This is a genomic window from Paenibacillus sp. FSL H3-0333, from assembly GCF_038002805.1.
GTDB lineage: Bacteria > Bacillota > Bacilli > Paenibacillales > Paenibacillaceae > Paenibacillus_AQ > Paenibacillus_AQ silagei.
The window spans coordinates 3,869,765-3,888,883 of record NZ_JBBODG010000001.1; the positions used below are offsets into that span (position 1 = coordinate 3,869,765).

At 36.2% G+C, this 19,119-nt stretch carries 13 protein-coding genes; all 13 read right to left on the reverse strand.

Annotation, left to right across the window (positions count from 1 at the left end; all coding sequences use genetic code 11):
• Positions 1 to 14: 14 nt before the first annotated feature.
• The 13 genes from MHH78_RS17060 to MHH78_RS17120 all read right to left on the reverse strand — a co-directional run bounded on the left by MHH78_RS17060 (position 15) and on the right by MHH78_RS17120 (position 19,116).
• The gene (locus MHH78_RS17060; RefSeq protein WP_341168105.1) at positions 15 to 4,436 is read right to left on the reverse strand and encodes a phage tail protein; all 4,422 of its coding nucleotides are present in this window, start codon (positions 4,434 to 4,436) and stop codon (positions 15 to 17) included.
• A gap of 51 nt (positions 4,437 to 4,487) precedes the next feature.
• On the reverse strand, positions 4,488 to 11,534 hold the full coding sequence (locus MHH78_RS17065; RefSeq protein WP_341168106.1) for a phage tail tape measure protein: 7,047 nt from the start codon (positions 11,532 to 11,534) through the stop codon (positions 4,488 to 4,490).
• Between the two features lie 69 nt (positions 11,535 to 11,603).
• Entirely contained in the window at positions 11,604 to 12,023 is a 420-nt protein-coding gene (locus MHH78_RS17070) for a hypothetical protein (protein WP_341168107.1), read from the reverse strand.
• Between the two features lie 67 nt (positions 12,024 to 12,090).
• Positions 12,091 to 12,252, reverse strand: coding sequence for a hypothetical protein (locus MHH78_RS17075; protein ID WP_341168108.1), 162 nt, complete (start codon positions 12,250 to 12,252; stop codon positions 12,091 to 12,093).
• Entirely contained in the window at positions 12,242 to 13,285 is a 1,044-nt protein-coding gene (locus MHH78_RS17080) for a tyrosine-type recombinase/integrase (RefSeq protein WP_341168109.1), read from the reverse strand. The genes MHH78_RS17075 and MHH78_RS17080 overlap by 11 nt, the downstream gene beginning before the upstream one ends.
• A gap of 96 nt (positions 13,286 to 13,381) precedes the next feature.
• Positions 13,382 to 13,819 carry a hypothetical protein gene (locus MHH78_RS17085; protein ID WP_341168110.1) on the reverse strand — a complete coding sequence of 146 codons (438 nt, stop codon included), beginning with the start codon at positions 13,817 to 13,819 and terminating at the stop codon, positions 13,382 to 13,384.
• On the reverse strand, positions 13,809 to 14,291 hold the full coding sequence (locus tag MHH78_RS17090) for a hypothetical protein (RefSeq protein WP_341168111.1): 483 nt from the start codon (positions 14,289 to 14,291) through the stop codon (positions 13,809 to 13,811). Before MHH78_RS17090 ends, MHH78_RS17085 begins: the two co-directional genes overlap by 11 nt.
• 18 nt (positions 14,292 to 14,309) lie before the next feature.
• Positions 14,310 to 15,278 carry a CgeB family protein gene (locus MHH78_RS17095; protein ID WP_341168112.1) on the reverse strand — a complete coding sequence of 323 codons (969 nt, stop codon included), beginning with the start codon at positions 15,276 to 15,278 and terminating at the stop codon, positions 14,310 to 14,312.
• Complete coding sequence (locus MHH78_RS17100; protein ID WP_341168113.1) at positions 15,275 to 16,288, reverse strand: glycosyltransferase family protein; 1,014 nt, start codon at positions 16,286 to 16,288, stop codon at positions 15,275 to 15,277. Before MHH78_RS17100 ends, MHH78_RS17095 begins: the two co-directional genes overlap by 4 nt.
• Before the next feature lie 17 nt (positions 16,289 to 16,305).
• Positions 16,306 to 17,040 (reverse strand): glycosyltransferase, encoded by a 735-nt coding sequence (locus MHH78_RS17105; protein ID WP_341168114.1) that lies wholly within the window; start codon positions 17,038 to 17,040, stop codon positions 16,306 to 16,308.
• Positions 17,041 to 17,112: 72 nt separating this feature from the next.
• Positions 17,113 to 17,907 carry a hypothetical protein gene (locus MHH78_RS17110; protein ID WP_341168115.1) on the reverse strand — a complete coding sequence of 265 codons (795 nt, stop codon included), beginning with the start codon at positions 17,905 to 17,907 and terminating at the stop codon, positions 17,113 to 17,115.
• 16 nt (positions 17,908 to 17,923) lie between these two features.
• A complete protein-coding gene (locus MHH78_RS17115) occupies positions 17,924 to 18,643 on the reverse strand; it encodes a hypothetical protein (RefSeq protein WP_341168116.1) in 720 nt (239 codons plus the stop codon).
• The gene (locus MHH78_RS17120; protein WP_341168117.1) at positions 18,643 to 19,116 is read right to left on the reverse strand and encodes a hypothetical protein; all 474 of its coding nucleotides are present in this window, start codon (positions 19,114 to 19,116) and stop codon (positions 18,643 to 18,645) included. The genes MHH78_RS17115 and MHH78_RS17120 overlap by 1 nt, the downstream gene beginning before the upstream one ends.
• Between the last annotated feature and the right edge of the window lie 3 nt (positions 19,117 to 19,119).

Sequence of the window (19,119 nt, forward strand, 5' to 3'; positions counted from 1 at the left end):
GGAGATTTTTAATACTAAATGTTTTCGAATAAAAATTCTGAAGCCTTGAAAACAATTCTGTTATCTGGTCTGATCTCTATCATGGCTCCAACAGTATTCCCTATTTTGATAGTCCCATTATCAGAAGATATTGTAAAATCCTTTGTAGAAACTACAGTTTTTCCGCTAGTGGAAGTCAGATAAAGTCCATCGTCACGAAGATCAAAGCCCCTCTCAAACCCATAGTTGCTGTTTCCGTAATTGATTTTGAGTCCACCGTTATACTTACTAATTCTTGCTTTTCCTGATGTAGAGGTTGCTCCATCTCCAATACCCATTGAAATAAAAGGGTTTGCACTGTCTCCAGTGCCATCGAACGCGAATTCAGCCTTGATTTTCTTGTTGTTATTATCAACGGCATATTCAAAAACAGGCCAGGAGGTGACATCCGTAGTCATGCGTCCCGTCTGAGTAGATTCTACCCAATATAATGGTCTACCGTCTGAAAGGGTTTTGTGAGCGCCCTGCACTGCTATGCCAGTTATCCATTGAATAGAATTGTTTTCAATGTTGATATAGTTAGCCCAACTGCCTATAGCTGATCGAGTCATAGTTGAAAGGCGTTGCGCGGTGAGTTGACTTATAAACCCAAACTCTGCCGATACTATTGAAGCGGCTAACATCTCTGCATCTATGCGCGATGCACCAACCAGATCCCATCGATCCATATACATAATACGGTTTTCAGCATCTAGCAACAAAACGTCTTCATTAGCACCACCAAATGGATTAGTTGTCAGTTTGAGCGACTTAGCAATAAGATCGATTGCATGTAGTTTTCCTTCAGTATCAGCGTAGAATACCTTTTCCCCGTTTCGTTTAATTGAGATACCATCTGTTGCGTTTAATACAGTTTCAACAACATTGTCGGAGCGTGTAACTGTTAGTCCATTAATATGGTCAAGAACTAGTTTGTTATAAGGCAAACCAAGTTGTAAGCTGCTCCACTTAACGGCATCCGTTATTTGATTAATGATTTTCTGGGCTTGCTCATAGTAGCTTTGAAACTTGGATTTGAAAACTTCTCTATCAATATCAGTAGTAGCACTCATGTCAGCAAGAAGGGGAATGACATATGCAGTAAGATTATCAAATGCAGTAGTGAAAGGAGGGATATCAATTAATACTGTTTGATAATTATTCCGTTGAGATGTCCTATATTGATTGGCCTGTTGAAGTAACTTAACATACTCGGTTTGAATAGTTTGCCACTCTTGTTTAAGAGACAGTTTTTCAATTGAGGTCAACTTGTTGTCAGTAATGATTGTTGTAAATCGACCAATATCCAGATAACTTGAATCTATATCAAGATAAATATCGTTTAAATCATTGACGATTGTCAACTTTTTAGCAACCAACTCTTCTGCCCATAGTCTTGTATCTTCCACATTCACCCAGAAGCGTTTAACCCATTGGTTACCTATCTTCTTTTGAATAGAGATGCCGTCAGTAGCGTTTAGGCGAGTACGATACAGTTCATCGGAACGTGTGACAGTTATCCCGTCTAAGGCATCAACTAAAACTGAGTTATAGTAGCTGCCAAGTTGTAAGCTACTATACTTAATGGAGTCATTAATCCCGTTAATAATGGAAACCACAGCATCGTAGTATCTTTTAAAGACTAAAATAAACTCATCTCGATCAATAACGGATGTTTCAGTCATATTAGATAGAAGAGGGGAGAGGTAAGCAATTAAAGCATTATAAGCACTAGTAAATGGAGGAATATCAATCCGTACTGTGTCATCTCTACTTGTAGTTTTATAAATATTGGCCTGATCAAGCAATTTTGCATATTCGCTTATAATCCTGGTTCGTTCGCCTAAAACCTGAAGCTTTTCAATAGCAGTTAGCTTACCATCAGTAATGATATTATCAAATTTACCAATATTCATTTCCTTTGTGTAACTGTCCAACAATAGTTCATTCTGGTCAGATATGATCTTTAATCTTTTAGCTGTGATGTCTTGGCCGAATATATTACCATCATTGTCTAAATGCAATTTGTCATCAAAGGAATATCCATTCCAGCGTTGAATTTTAAATCCATCTTCACTGTTTGCAATTACTTTGTTGATGAGAGTGGAGTTGAGATCATTGCCATTGTATCGATTTATGATCATACCAAACCTATCAGGATTTTCTTCATATAATCCGAGCATCATAGCAATTCGTCCATAGCGATCTTTAATTGTTGTTCGTGGGCCTTCCATTAGCCAGACACCTGCTGTATCACCGATCACGAGCCGCTGGGTTAGTAAAATTTTACCATATAATGTTTCTGCCACGATCCCATCCGGTGTTAACGCTGTTTCGAACCTCTGCCCGCCGCTCTTTGTTATACCAATTGCACCAGAAGTTATCCTAATAAAGCGAAGCATATCATTTGGATCATAGACGGTGATTCCTCTTGCATCAGTCAAAACAGTATTATTAATACTCATATTGATCTGATTAGTGACCTTATCCCAGAACTCATCGAACAATAAACTCATATCACTAACATCAGTCACTGACTTAAGCCAATCCTTTTTATTTGCATCGTAGGATGTAGATGTATTCGAACCATTCTTCAAAAGTTCATTCATTTTTGAAGCAGCACTGCCATCATTTCTAACATTGGATAGTGTTAAAGATATCTTCTCGCCTTTAAAATCATAATTTATCTCAATAATCTTAGCCTTAACATTGACACCGATTCGTTTATATTTGACAGATACATAGTCACCCTTATTAAGTTTATCCCACTTTGATTGCTCTTCTAGCAGGCTTAGAAAGTACACTACATCTATATCCATTGATAGTTGAGGCACTTTAATTTCTGCAAAGTTCTCTTCTCCGTATTTCAGCAGATCCTCTGCATCGATACAGTTGCTATTCTCATAAGTCTCAATTTTAATAAATCTCTGAAGCTCAATTAATTGTTGGGGAGTGAAGTTATTGGAACTGGATAGGAGAGACTGCAAACTTGTTATCTGAGCCAAAATAGTGTTCAAATAACCTGTTTGTTCAGCAATCTCATTCTTCTTTACATCAACTTGCATCTGTTTATTGTTAGGGCAATAGCGATTAATAATAGCAGCATCATTAGATGAAGTGTTGTACTCAGTTTCATTAATTGCTGTAACCTGAACATCAATATTTGCTGAACCGCCTCCAGTAATCAACACACTGGATGACGTAACGCTGTTAATTTTACCTAGCAAAGTCCACGTATTAGAAATAATAGTTTTTATCGCACCATTAAAAGATACTTGAACATTGGACGCATTTGAAACTTTAACCATTGCTACGTAGGGATGTATAGTTTGCAAAGAGTCAAAATTCAATGATCTTGATGAGCCATTATAAGCTACTGATTCGAAGAACATTGTTGGTTTATTGTTGTTGCCCAATTGATAATTATCTACAATGTTATAGATAACCTTAAGTTGATTCTGAAGGTCAACCAGTTCCGCTTGCTTTTTTGAGATTACGATATTATATCCGTCTCTTGCAGTTTTCAATAGTTTAAATTGTTCTTTATTTGCCTCAACAAGTTCCTGGTAATCTAAAATTGCATGACACAAAGAATCAGACATTGAATAACTATGTTCGATTACGTTTTTATGTAGATCTCTTTTAAATGGATACATGAAATAACTATAGTCTTCAAGATAGTCTTTTCCTGTCGGATGGATCGCATTTATGGTTAATCCGTCTTTACCTTTAAGATGCAGTCTAGTCACTATTCCATTTGCATCTGACTTTTTGTCGAAACCCTTTAGCAAACTTTCATTTGAAAAAGTCAGGCCCATATCAACACCAAACAATTTGGGCTTCTTTAAATTAACAGTTTGTAGATTTGTATCAAATAGAACGACTGCATTATATGTTTCTGCTACATCACGAATGGAACCAAGTATTTTATTATCTAAGAACTCAAAACTGCGCTTGGATAATTCAAAATCAGAATCGACATCGCCTACTGTCCAAGTTGTTTCATTTAACATTTCTGTCATTACGGTTCGAGCACCTTTTGACTCTGCCTTGAAACCCTTTAAGACACGCTGTGCCAATTCAAATTCCAAACTTAGAAGCGTTAGTTGTTTATAGCTGGAAGTATCATTCATAACTTCATTGATGGCAGTTATTACGTACCACTCAGATGTTTTACCGAAAACTAATTTGATTAAATAGTTTTCTTTGATTATGTCGATATGTTTATTAAGCATACGCACATGATTTACATCTATAAAGTAGGGGACGCTTAAAGTTAATTCACCTGTTTCGTTAACAGGATCTTTTAGACTGTCATTATATGCTTCACTTAATTTTCCAATAATCTGTTTGTCAGGTTTTGCAAGAAAATAGTTAGGCTTATAAGGTTTTTTCGTGTAATCTATATCTCCTAACATATTGCCTCCATATAAAAAGGACTGCCAATATAGACAGTCCTTGAAACTTATTTACCAACCGCTTTTAGTTTTCTTCTTCCAAAATTCTTCGATAGCATCAGTGACCACTTTTGCACCTTGTTTGTCTCCATTAACATTATCGATACGAATACTTAGACTGTTGTCGATGGCTTGAGGTTGGAGGGAGCCACCGAAGATTTTTGATGTATTAAAGTTAGACAGTATGTTGCTGAGATTATTCATAACATTCGAAGCTATTTCTTTAAAGAAGTCACGAGGCTTATCAATTATTCCCTCGCCTTTTTTAAGAATTGCGGGAACTTCTTCATCCTGAAGTAAACTCTTGGTTGTTGTTCCCTTTTCCCCAGCAATTCCGCCAACATGGAATTTGGTAAGCTTGCTTAAGTCAGCATAAGATCCATCAGGGAAATCACTATATTGTTTACGTAAGGCTTCATTGGCGGCTTGCAATTTTAAAAACTCGGCCTGCTTATTTTTATAACCTACTGAGTCTTTCACGAGTGTCTTCATTTCGGTCTTTATTTGTTCAGCCTTTTGCTTATTAGACAAATAAGCTTCCCAGTCTGATTGTTTTTGAGACTTAGAAGAAGAAACAGGAGTCTCGATTTTACCTCCTGAAGAGCCCGAAGAACCATCATTGTTAGTAGGGGAAGGGAAGTTATTTGCATAATCCTTGTCTAGTCCAAAAGTGTATTTTAAATTACTAGCAATCTTTGATGCATAAACACCCGAGTTCTTCTCAAGTTCCTTGAAGAAAGTGTCATAAGCAGACTGAACAATAGTCAATTCATTTTGAATCTTGACAGTATCTTCACTCATAAGATTTTGCTTCATGGAGTAAAAATACTGTTCATCGTTCAATAGACCATCATAATAATCATCATTCAGCTTTTTATTGGCTTCTATTCCTTTGAGAACAGATTTGTTCTGATCGTCTTCAAGCTTCTTTGCCTTATCAATAGCAGCCTTACGATCCTCAAGTTGATCAGATAGACCTTCCTTGCGAATGGTGATTTCGCGGTCACGTTGAAGCTTAGTAATTTCCTCAGCCTTAGCATCAATTTCTTTCTGTAGATCGGCTCGTTTTGATTTAGCTTCAAGTGAATCATCAAGTAGAAGAGTGCTGAACTTAGCATCTAATTCAGATTTTTCTTTCTGCAATTTGGATAACTGGTCAGCATAATCCTCTCCAGCAACTTCCCGATCCAGACTTTTTGTTTGAGCATTAATAACATCCTCAAACTTTGACATCTCATCATCTAGATTGGACATTCTGGTTTCATGTCGTGCGTCTTCGGCTTCTTTTTCCTTGTCATAGGCCGCATTACGCAATTTCTGCTGCTCGGTAAGCATCTTCTTATACTTCTCAATCACATTATCCGCATAGGTTTCACGGATTTCTTTGATTGCATCAGAATACTCATAGAGACTCAGAGTTAATTCCTTAACCTGTTTCTTATAATCCTCTCTTACGGATGCAGATAACTCTTCGTTCTGAGATTGCTTTTCAGCATAGTCTTTGAGCTTCTTAGTGGCGGATATAAGATCATTGTTTAATGCCACCTGATTCTTAAGCTCTTTATTGTATTCTTCAGTTCCCTCTTTGTAGCCCTTTAGGGTTGCCTTAGATACATCAAGTTTATGATTAATATCATCAATGGATTTTGTCAGAGGAGTAGCCTTAGAAGCAATAAGTTCAGCATTGAGATCTTTGATGTCCGAGGTGTAATCCTTAAGATTGAGTTCGTCCAACATCTCTTTAAACTGTTTTCTTGTCGCCGGATCAAGCTTTGTGCTATTAGCAAGTGTTTCAAGAGACTTCCTAAGATTTTCATTCTCTTTATTCTGCTTTTTAGTCAACTCGATCTGAAGGTTCAGCTCTTTGTTGTACTCAGGAGAACCAACATCAAACTGTGACATACGATTCTTAGATTGCTCAACCAAGTTATCCAAATCAGATATGCGCTGCTTAGAAGAATCAATCTGACTGTTGAAATTTTCAATCAATAATGCAAACTTTTCTGATTGTATATCAAGCCAATCTGAACTTAACTTCTTGAGTACATCATCCCAATCGTTTGATTCAATTCCAAGAGCCTTCATCTCAGTTTGTAACTTAGTTTTGGCTTCGTGCTGAATGCTTTGAATATTCCCTTTGGCATTGACCTGCTTCTCATTTTCTTTACGCCATGCAGCAGAATGAGGGTCTAATTTCTCTTGGGTGCGTTTGGATTCATAAAGTATATCCTCTTGTTCTTGGATTCTTCTATCAAAACCCTCTTTGAAGGATTCAAGAATGAGTAGATTGTTTTGATAAATTTTATCTTCGCTATCGTTGTTTTGTTTAAGTTGAGCATCGATAGCATCAGCCAATTCTTTTTGAGTTGGGCCATCTGTTTTAATGGTAGTATTTCCATTTTTAATAGATGATTTACCAGAAGAGGCTGGAGTGGTGGAGACCTCTGATGATTCCGCAACCCTTCTAGCGCCCTGATATTTACCAGACCAATAAGAGCTGTTTAAATTGGACTCTTTTAAGCCACTATTGCCCATCTGAATAAACTTACCATTGCTTGTATAGATACCGACATGACTATTGTCTTTTCCAGTCGTATTAAAGAATACCAAGTCGCCAGATTTTAGATCGGCTTTTTCAATAGCAACGCCTTTTTTAGCTTGCTCGGCAGCAGTACGAGGGAGGTTAATATTAAGAAACTCATCAAACATCTCTTGTACAAACTGCGAACAGTCAGAAGTAGCTCCCTTAACAAATTCTTCATATGTGCCTTTAAATTTGCCCGAAACTTGCTTGTATTTAAATGAACCTTGCAATCCAAGTGCGTTAGAAAGCATCTTATCTAAATTAGATGAGCCTGAACCTACATTATTAGTTGAAGACGATGAGGTAGATGAGGAGGGTGGACCATCATTGGTTTTAGTGGTTGTAGTAACCTTTGAAGAAACCAACTTAGCCGGATTATTAATTCCATCTTTCCCAAGCTTGATCTTTTCTTTCAGCAAATCATTCTCTTTGCGAAGAGAATCTTGATACTCCTTAGAATCTTTTCTTAATTTGCTGCGTTTTCTGCTCTCAGCATCAAGTAGTTTATTGATTGATTCCATCTTTTTCTGAAGCTCTGTAAGTATTTCAACAGTATCAGAATAGGACTCATTTAACTTTTCTTTTGTTTTTTTCGAATCTTCATCTACAGCATTATAATCATTCTGTGTTTGAGTTAAAATGCTGTACTTGGTTTTTAATAAATCAAGTTCCTTTTGCGCTGCTCTATAAGGAGCAGTTTGTTGCATGAATATTTTTTCAGTGTTTAGGTCATCAACAGTAGCATTGTCAATTTTGGCATTGAGGATGTTAACAAGTAAGTCATATTCCTTCTTAAGTTGTTTTAATCGCTCTTCAGAATTTTTGATAGCTTCTTTGGTTATCTTAATATCAGCATCAATTGCAGCATTTTCTTGATCTTTAGTTGCCTTTATGTACTTATATATTCCATCTTTACTCAACCCAGTTTTCTTAATAAAGTCGCCATATTTATCATTTAAGTCTTTGATGGTTTGAGCAGATAATTGACCGTTATCATCCAACTCTTTTTGAGCCTTATTTAATTCATCAACGTTATCTTTAGATTTAGTAATATATTTTAAGAATTTATTAAGTTGTTCACTCGAACCATTTAAGCCCTTACCCAACGCCATCAAAGCGTCATGCATGGTTAATACTTCCGATGCGCCTTCAGCGGCGTTTGCTGCGTCGATATAACCTTGTTTTAAGTTTTCAAATAACTTAAGCAACTCAGGATCAGCTTTTATCTGTGAGATATTTTCAATTCGGTTGATTAATTCGGCAGCATTCTTTCCGGTAAACCATCCAGAGTAAACGGCCAAACCTTGAACATACTTCCCGAAATCCTCAAGAGGCTGCTTTGAAGCAATACCTGTAACTTCGTCATAAAATTTCTTTTGTTCATCACTAAGAGTAACAAGACCAGCAGCATATTGTTTTTGACTTTCTTTTTGAAGGTCTTCGAAATAAAGGATTTTCTTATAACTTGGCTCAAGCTTTGCCATTTGATCCGCTACTGCATTTAATGCTAATTCCTTGTCCTTCCAGGTGTTAGGAATTAGTTTCTCAGAAGCATAAATGTCATTGTTGCCATTTCTGATCTTATCCTGAACGACCAGCAACTCTTCATAATATTCTTTCAGACTTAGGGTATCACCTTGACCGCCACCATCTTGAACAGAATATCCTTTTCCAATCAGTTTTGCTCCAAGTTGTGGTTTACTATATCTGGTTTCGTTGATTGAATTGACAACAATTTCATTATCTTTAATTTCATTGGATAGCTTTTTCTTGTTCAGTTCTTCAAGTTTTGCAATTTGATCTTCATACTTGCCATTAACTAAATCTAAACCTGTAGCTTCGAGTCCAAATGAATCAATAAGTTGACTTTGAAGTTGGAACATCCGATCTTTAACGTCGTTGTTTGTTGAAATATCTTTATAATTTTGTTTGTAGTAGTTGCTGGTTTCAGAGAGTGATTCGTTTAAATCACTGTATCTTTCATCTGTTTTTTCAATAAGTTCATTTTGTTCCTTAATTGCTTTACTTGAACTATTAATAATATTGTAAAGAACATAAAAAGCTCCGGCTGCAACTCCAATCCACCCAACGGTAATTGCTTTCCCGAGTAAGTTTAATGCTAACGTGGCACCGTTAGTTGTTATTGTAGTTACATATAAAACTCCAATGAAATCGTATAAAGACTTAATAGCTGAAGCAATTGCTTTTTGCTTGAAAATAATAAAGGCGGCACCAGCTATTAATAGAGCTTTATTAACACTCCCGATATGATCGACCACGCTAGTTAACGAATTGATAACTGTTTTAACAGTGGACGACTCAATACTCTTTGACCAAAATTCAGAAATAGCATTCTTAAATAGATTCATACGACCAGCAATAGACTCTATGTATTTCTCATTTTCTCTTGCAGCAGAACCTGTTGAATTTAGCGCTGTAATTAAAGAATCCTGTGCATCTTTGAAATTATTTATTAAAGATGCAGCAATATTACCTTGAAGTTTTCCTGCTACAGACTCCAGAATATCTGCACGTTGAAAATCTGATAGGTCAGACCAAATAGAGGATAAGTCTTTAAAAATGTCATATGTACTTTTAAAGGTGTTGTCATCTTTTTTAAGTGTTAATCCAAGTGCAGCAAATTTTTTCTCCATAGATGGAATGAGGTCTGTTAAATCCTCACCCTCATCAGAAACACCACGAAGGCGCATACTCACAGTCTTCAACATTTGTCCCACTCTAGCTGGATCTTGGATGGTAGAGTTGGCAGCAGTAGCAAGTGCAACGGATTGTTCGATGCTATTCCCTGCCTCGGAAAGAGAAGCGGCGCTTCGTCTTAGTGCTTCACCGATACCTGCGGAACTTATAGCGAACTTATTCCCAACTTCGTTATAAATATCTACAATTTTAGTTATGTTTTTCCCTTCGTTATCAACTTCAATGCCGAATCCCTTGATTGTCGAGATTAATGATTTAGATGCATCTTCAGCACTCTTAATGTCACCAACATTTTGATAAACTAATGTCTGCTTTGCAAGACTCTGTGCCTGTTGTATTGTATAGCCTAATCTTGCCCACTCGGTTGTTGATTTAACAACGTCAACAGTAACACCACCAATGGCGTTTGCGGTTTCATTGGCAGTTACCAAGAAACGATTATATGTCAAAGTAGTCTCGTCTGTAACTTTTCTTAGATCAGTCATGGCGGCATCAATATCAAAGATGTGTTGAACCCCTGATTTAAAGGCATTAATTGCTCCGTAAAAAATGCTTCCGACACCGGAGTATATCAACATATTATTAAACGTTTGTTTAAGTTTGTCGCCCAATCCTGCTGTTTGAGCTGATGCATTTCTTGCTTCAGAACCTAATTTATTAATTTGATCAGTAATCTCTTTTGCTCTACCCTTAAAATTAGCAGTCTGAACATCAAGATTTTTAAGTCGAGTTAACAAATTTGATAGCTGCTCTGAATCTACTTTGTCTTTATATTTTCCCGAAAGAAGATTGTTGACTTGTGTTTCTGCACGAAGTTGAGTAGAGGAGAGAACTGCACGATCTTTTTCAACTTGTCTTTGTCTACTACCCAAATTATTTAAAGCTTCTATTCTTCTATTGATGCCAGATAGTTCGCTGTCACTAAGTTGCTTGCCGCTATTCTTAGCAGCATTGAGATTGCTTAATACTTTATCATATTGTCTGTTAAGAACCTCTAAGGCTTTAGCTTCGGCAACACCATTAGAAGCGCTGTTTGCACTTTGCTTACCAGAGAAGGCAGAGTTAATCAATGATTGGGTTTGCTTTTGATTCTTAGCAATCATATCACTGTTCATCTTAATGGCTTGATAGTGAGCCTTATCTAAGGCTTCAGCCTGCTTATTTGCGGCCTGGAGGTTTTTCCAATCCATTTCTCTGTTCTTTTGAAGGGCGAGATAATGAACTTTCTCCATTGCTTCAATTCTGGATTTATTATCTTTTAGCGCATTGTAATGGGAGCGATCAATGTTTTCAAGTTCTTTATATTTTTTTGAATAATCTACAATGTTAACAATATCCTTATTACTGCCATCACTCATTGTAGTAACAATTTGTTTTTTGTATCCGTTTGTTGATGTGGAGGTTGTTGTTCCTGCCTTATTAGTACGTTCTCTTTCTAATCGCCATTTGGATTCGGCTTTGGCAGCCTCATTTGTAGCCTTTGTTTGATCTTGAATAGACTGTGTTGTCTGTTTCAAACCAGTATTCACTTTGTTATTAGCAATATTTTGTTGCTGCAGTTGAGATGTTATAGTATTCAAATTTTTTGAAAGAGATGAAAGATTGTCAAAGAATGATTTATCAATATTTACTTTTAAATCAAGCTTTTGTAGCGAGGGATGTTTAGCTAAAGCCTTAATATTTTCATTTATTGATTTTAGACTGAGACCGTTATTGAGCTTCGCACTAATGAGTATTGCTAAGTTTGAATTTGCCATTCCTTTTGAGTCACTTCCTTTTTATATTTAAAAGAGAAAAATAAAAAAGAAGAGATTCAAAATCTCTTCTTACTGTTCTTCATATGCAATTTGTTCAACTATTTCTGCCAGAGAATCATATATATCTGCATCTTTGCCCTCTAGTTCAGATGGTCCACGATTTAATACAGACTCCTTGATTGAGAGGAGCATTTTTCTATTTTCTTCATTTTGATCAATGATAATTTCTTCATTAGACAGATCAAGAATTTCCTTAAGTCGTTCATTGTTGTTTGCAAATGAAAGCTTATCGTTTTCTACGACTACTTCGCCATCTCCATCTTTAACTGCATAGCAATTATTGATTTCCTCAAGCTCATCAGCAAAATCTTGATATTTTTCAATCAAAAGTTTCTTGAATCTTGTTCTCATTCGAGAATCAGTACGTTCAAGTTTAAGTGAATGAAGATAGGAGATCATTGGCTCAAGTTCGAACTTTTTAATTTTCAATTGTTCACACTCCAATTTTAATTAGATATATGTATTTTTATTTTGATGAAAGGATAGTTTTATCAAGTTAAAAATGAGTGGATCGATGTTTATCAGGGGGGCGGGATAAACATTTCGCCCAACTAATATCTTCTGGCTTATTCTTATTAAGACTCTCATTAATTTCTTCGAATTTAACAATTTCTTCAGGAGTGCCTTCAACCTCAACGCCGTGTATTTTAGCCTTCATCTTTGTCCTCCGATTCAACTTTCTTTTTAGTACTAAATATTTTCTTCTTCTCATCTTCGAAGTCTCTTAAGTCGTAGATTTGCGTAGTAGAAATATCATTGTGGTGAGCAACAAACTTAGATACCAACTTAATATCTACACCAGATTCCAACAAATATGTGATGCAAGAGTTCTTGAATATATGTACATTGACTCTGCGTTCTAGAATATCTGATAGGGTATTAGAACAGAAATCATCTGCCCAAGCAGAAGACATAGGTCTGATTTCATTACCGTATTTGGTCGTAAAGATGAATTCACTTTCATATCCTCTCATATCAACCCATTTTTTCAAGTGAGGAAGAACATCAAGAGGTATCATATATTCCAAAACTTTTCCATCAACACTTTTACCTTTCCCGCGAACCTTATGAGACATTACAAAGTCCGAATCTTCAGAAATTTCATAATCAAGAATTTCTGTCTTGAACTGTATGATTTCAGATCGTCTAGCTCCAACTCTGAATGCAGTTGCAAGCCACGCCATGCCCAACCAGTTTTCATCTTCTTGAAGAACATTCAGCATAAGATCGTATTCATCTTTAGTAACTTTTACTTTTTCATATGTACGGTTTCTTGCGATAGCAGGGAGACCACGAGTAAAATTACGGAACATTTTGTATTCCGGTTCTTCGTCCGCGATAATGTTTTCAATATGATTGCAAAAACTTGAAATTACGGACTTTCTTACTCCAATAGCTGAAGAAGACATTTTACGATTATCTCTTATATAGCTTAGATATCTCATAAAATCACGCTTAGTGATCTTGTGAAATACCTTGTTGTTCATTGAGGTTACCGTATACCATCCGAATTGTCTAAGAACACTTATATACTGTTTTCGACTTGCAGGGGAGAGGTCTTGCACAGAAACAAACTCTTCCACCTTTTCTCTATAATCCTGATTTACTTGGAGCCACATCTCCTCTGTGACTTCTGCCTGTTTCTTAGCTGGATCACGTAATGTGTTTTGTTTGTTTTCCTTTTTGGTCATGAAATCAATCCTTATTTATATTTGGTTTAGGTAGAGTCAAACCTCATAATCAATCACTCCCATAATTTTTCTGAATAAAATAACTCTTTCATCAACTCACTGTTGAACATCTAGCCCTTGTTTCCTTAACCCATTCATTAGTGCATGTTCAACGCTGCCGTCATTCAACAACTCATCTCTAGTGACTTCTGTAAATGGTCTTCCTTTATTCGTATATGGAAAAGGCCACTCGGGATTATACCCAACGCCAGTCTCAACGACTACTCCAACATTACGGCCCTCATCTATTCTATGAGATTCAATAGACACCGTATTTGAATCGATCATGTCTACAATAATATTTGCATCATCAATTAAACCACCATGTTCGCCTTGCCGTTCATAAATCACAGGATCATATCTGTCATAAACTTCAGATTGAATGTTGGCTTTAAGCTTTTCCCTAGCAACACCATTGCCAATATCATTTTTAAGAGTCTGTGCAATCTGCTTATTCAAGTATTTCTCTAGTTCCTTAAGATTCTTAAAGTCCATCTTCTACGGTCTCCTCGGAAGTGAATGCTTCTTTAAAAGCTGCCTCACCCAAAAACTTTCCAGACTCAGCGCTAACTTTATTCAACTTGTCGTATACTTTCTGCTTTTCATTCATATCAAATTGCTCCATTACCGCATCCATGATTCCAACATTATAAAGAGCATCTACAACATCAATGTTCTTCTGCAAGTCTTCCGAATTCTTAGGAATCATAGGTACATCGGAAAACTCACGCAGCATGAATAAGTTGAGCAATCCAATGGAACCAATCACTAAATCATTATCCAATTGATCTGAAGTACTGACTCGCTGCAAAACCGTTAGATACTCCATTACAATACGATTAATGACTGTCTCTTTAAATTTGATATTAATAAGGACTTCATCGTTATCCTCAAGGATGTATATTTTGCGTTTCTGATCTAAACTTTTATTTAGCTTATTAATTTTTGCTGTAGATAACTTAGCCAATCTATATCACTCCCAGTTTTATTGACCTTGAAACACCTCGATTATCCGAGCTGCCTTTTGATCGTAATTATGATATTTATACACATATTTCTGTGCCTTTTTAGCCCTTTGTTGTCTCTGTTTGTCGGTCATCTTAAGAATCTCATTGACCATATCAATCATTTCTTGACCAGTTTTGGGGAGATAAATGTGATCATTAAACAGAAATTCTTGAGCCTTGGTAAAAGGAGAAACAAGCAAAGATCCTCCGATAGCCATTACCTCAACCATACGCATTGAAGATTGTGTTACTGAATTTCCATCAAGATTTTGACCCAAGGCTATCTTAGAAGAAGAGTAGAGCAGGGGGAGGTTTTCATACGCCATATAACCTTTGAATATCTCACGATTGCATAAATTCACTTCTTTAGATGGATCGACCCACCACTCATTTCCGTAAACTTCAATGTTGTAGTTGTTATTGACTAGCGGCATAATGAACTCTTTAGTTTGCTGAAATCTACGCTCATAATTATTGGCAACTAAAACTATATCTTTTTTAACTTCGGTATATGTTGATCTATGGAAGGAGGGATTACAACCAAATAACATTAGTTCTGCTTGCTTTCCTTTATTCCAATAGTTTGGTAAACACTCTGCTGTAGTCGTAAATACGTAGTCGGCATAGTCAGACCAATAGTCACCAATCCAGTGGTCATGAGGAGTATCCTCTATACTCCAGAAGAAATGGGGAATACCTTTCTCTCTGGTATGGTTAAATAGCTCTTCAGAAAAGTTGGCAAAACACTCTGAAAAAACGAGGGAAGGTCTGAAATCCTCAACGGCTCGTTTGAAATATTCAACTTGCTGTTCCTTAGATTTATCCCACAGCCGATGTTCGCCATCCATAATAAACACTTCATGTCCAAGATTTATAAATCCTGCTGCTAGACCATTTTTAATCAACATGGAATTATTGGTGAAAAGAATCTTAATCTTTCTGTTCAATTAGAAACACCTTCCAAAGAAATATAATACTCTTCAATTGCATCGTTGATTTCTTTAAAACGATCATCCCAGGTATTATTTGAAGCTACAGCCTTGGTAACTTTTTTGATGTGATCGGTATTGTTCCTCGACATCTTAACTGCCTTATCTACTTGACTTAGAAACTCCTCGTCTGTTTCTGCGGTTAATACTGCATCTGGATAAATATCAGTTTCATGCCATTTGGTTGCTACAGATAGCGTTCCAGCAGCCATCGCTTCAAACAATTTCAATGGGCAAGAAGATTGTGTTATACCATTTTGAGTGTTAAATGGAATTAACGATACATCTGCATGTTCATAATATGAGTGCAGTTCGTCATGAGTTTTAACGCCAAGATTTATAACGTTCTTCGGGCACTCTTTACCAAACTCTTTTCCAACAAATACAGTTGTATATTTGTCGGCAACTTTCTTAAGTAGACTAGTTGAAATCCAGGAGCCTATCGCTCCAGAGAACAATACAATTGGTGATTTCAAATCCTTATATTCCTCTGGCACTTCAGATGTTTTATCTATATATGATTGAGGACAAGCATTTCTTATAAGGTATGTAGGCTTTGATTCATGAGTATTGTCATAGATCAACTTACTGGTTGTGCAGATAATATCAGCCGATTCCATAGCATGTTTCTCAAATGGAGCCCAATCAGGAAACTCATCCACTCTATTATAAATATTAACTTTTGCTTTGATTTGATTAGCAAATTCGGCTGATTTTGCCCATGTGTAATAAAATATATCCACTTTAATTTGTTTATGTTTTATCTTATTCAATACATCTTGAAAGTTATGGTAGACATAAACATGAGGATATACTTCCTCAAAAGGTAAATCAGATTGGGTATTATTGCAAAATATAACGTCATATCCGTTATCAGCAAATTTCTCCGATATTTGTTGAGGAGTTTGCTTGAGGAAGGCCCAGTTAAGGGTCGGTGGATATAGAACTACCTTTCTTTTTTGTTTCATTAAATAACTCCCTTTTATTATTTATTGCTCATAACATGTGTACAGAATGTACCTGTGTCGCACCAAAGTTCAAATCCATTCTTCTGAGCCATTGCACAGAAATAAGCATCTTCCCCTTGTGGGTGAAACCCAAATTTAATCTTCTTGTAGACTGCCTTATCAAGCATCCATACCGCACCTGTCAGATCTACTTTAATTAGATTTTGATTTTTAGTGTATGGAGCATTGCTTATGCTTCTATTGGTTATGTGCTCGTAAGTATTACGTTCATTTAGTTTCATTATGTTGGGGTATCGATATGGATATTCTGGATCAACTAAATATCCGTTGTAGATTAATCCCGAAACAATATCTTTGTCTGATTTAAGCAGATTATTAATTACACTATTAGAAACTAAAATATCAGAGTCGATAAAGAGAAGCTTTTCGGTCTTAACTTTGCGCATAATGTAATTCTTTAATACACTCAAATGATTGTATATATGCTTATTTCTTGTGTCTGTGGTACGTGTGTCAGGTGGGACATTGCGGTTATACGTTTCGATGGTGATTCGATTATATTGTGCTTGATAGCGGCCTTTAAATTGTCTTAATATTGATTCACTTTGGTCGGTTGAATCGTTGAGTAAGAAGAAGAGGGCAATTTTCTTCTTGGGATATTCTAAATTTAAGATATGATCAAGATAATGATTCAGGATAAAGTCTCTGTTTCTTATAGGTGCTGCAATAGTAACATATGGTATATCATTCATAGTAAAACTCCCCTAGAAAAGTAAAAAAAATGCGGTTAGGCATATTATCCTAACCGCATATATGCCGTTTCATTATGTAAAGTCTGCCTCATCAAAAATATACATAGTATACAGATCTTTCGAACCTGGAACTGCTAGAGCTTCCATAGCAATATCCTGCACTGCTGGGTCTCCATCTGGAGCCATTGCCATACTCCAATTATCTTCAATCTTAGCAGATGGAATGGTAATCTGAGCTGCATAATCCTTCTTGGTCAGAATGTCGCGTACCAAAACGTCAAGTACTAACTCGTAACTTCCTGCAAATCTATTTGTTTGTGCTTTGATGCCTTTTGTATCAGGACCAGCCATTGTATTGTAATACACAATAACCTTTTCGCCATCAGCAATGTCACTTGAAGCAAATGTGACAGTCTTTCCAGTAATACTATATTCTCCAGTGGATGGACTAGATGATTTATAATCAAAACTTTCACCAATTGTACCATCGGGAAGATACTTGTTTACACTAATTAGTTTACCTGTGCTAGAAGGGGTATGTTGTAAGGTTACCGCTCCACCTGTAACAGTTGGAATGTCATTAGTTCTTACTGGAGTGGCTGCAGTAATAACTTCTGTTCCGAGCAGCATTGCGATCAATCCATTTGTAAAATGAGCATCTTGAAGTGTGAATTTTGCTGCTCTATTACCGGAGAATCCTACGGTTTTTGGGTTACCGCTGCCACCCTGGGTATAAACGGTATCGGATGTATTTTCAAGTCCAGATTGCTTCAATGTGTCTAGTCTAGCTTTTAGCTTCTTTGTAACTTGGTCAAAAAATGATGCTGTCGCAACATCACGAATTGCCCAACGATTTGTTACTGCCATTTAAAAATGCCTCCATTTATGTGATTATTTTAGCCCAAGTATTTTCTTGGATATTTATTTTTGATGAATCAATAGTTCCAGAATATATGCCAGTAAGAATGCTATTATAGTGGTCAATATTCTCCATTCTGTAATAGCCATCATATAATTGATAAATGGTTAACTCACCAATATCCAGAATCGAAATATTGGGAGACTTCCAAGAAAGACCGGATATTAAACTAGGTAGATTACTAACTGGTTTCTTCTGAGGCTTTTTTGCTCTATCACCCATAATCTTATCAATGAATTCTTTGGCTTTAGAGTTGGCTGGATTAAACTCTTCAACTTCAGTTTTTTCGGGGATCTTATTCGCAAATTTAATCAGTTTTTGCAGACCACAGAAAGTCTCAGAAGAAACAATACTATCTCCCACTCTCAAGTTAAGACTATCGCCAGAAATTTGGATTGAGACCTCATTTTTGAATACTAAACGGGAACCTAATTCAAGAGAGTCTCTGAACCTGTCATCATTAGAATAAAAGTGAATTACTAATTCTAAATTTGTTTCTTTGAGGTTTTTTAATTCGGGGAACCTGCTCTTATCAAACAAGAGAGAAGATAATGCATGATTGTATTTATCATAACCAATAGATACAATGTCTTTTAAGGATGGAGAGTGCACATCGATACCGTTTACATCAACAGACTGACCAAGTAGAAACTTGAGTTCAATACTTTCATCGATCTCTTTCATCAATTAAAATCCACTGGTCTGTAGGTCAACACATATCCCTGAAATTTATCATTAACAACATACTCATTTAGAGAATTGAATTTCAATTCTCCAATGCCTATTCCACGAGAGGAGTTTAACAACTCTTCAACCTTGCTTAATATAAAATCCATCCGAGTATAGCCATATTCAGTTTTGAAGTTATCTCTATGGGTAAACATATAAATTCCAAGAACACCATGCTTAAAACTGTTACCGGATGCTCTGTAATCAGTACAGGAGATAGTGAGATACGTCTTCATATCAGTAGATATTTCGGGGATGAAGCGATGGGGATAGATATTCCTATAAATTAGTTCTCCAGTATCTTTAATGTCTTCCTGATCCAAAAAGTCACTATTGGTGTAAAAGACAGCTTTACATAATTCTTGGTCTGAAAGCAACCTATTGATCACAGTGTTCTTATAATCAGTTATCTCTTTTAAGAACGACAAAAT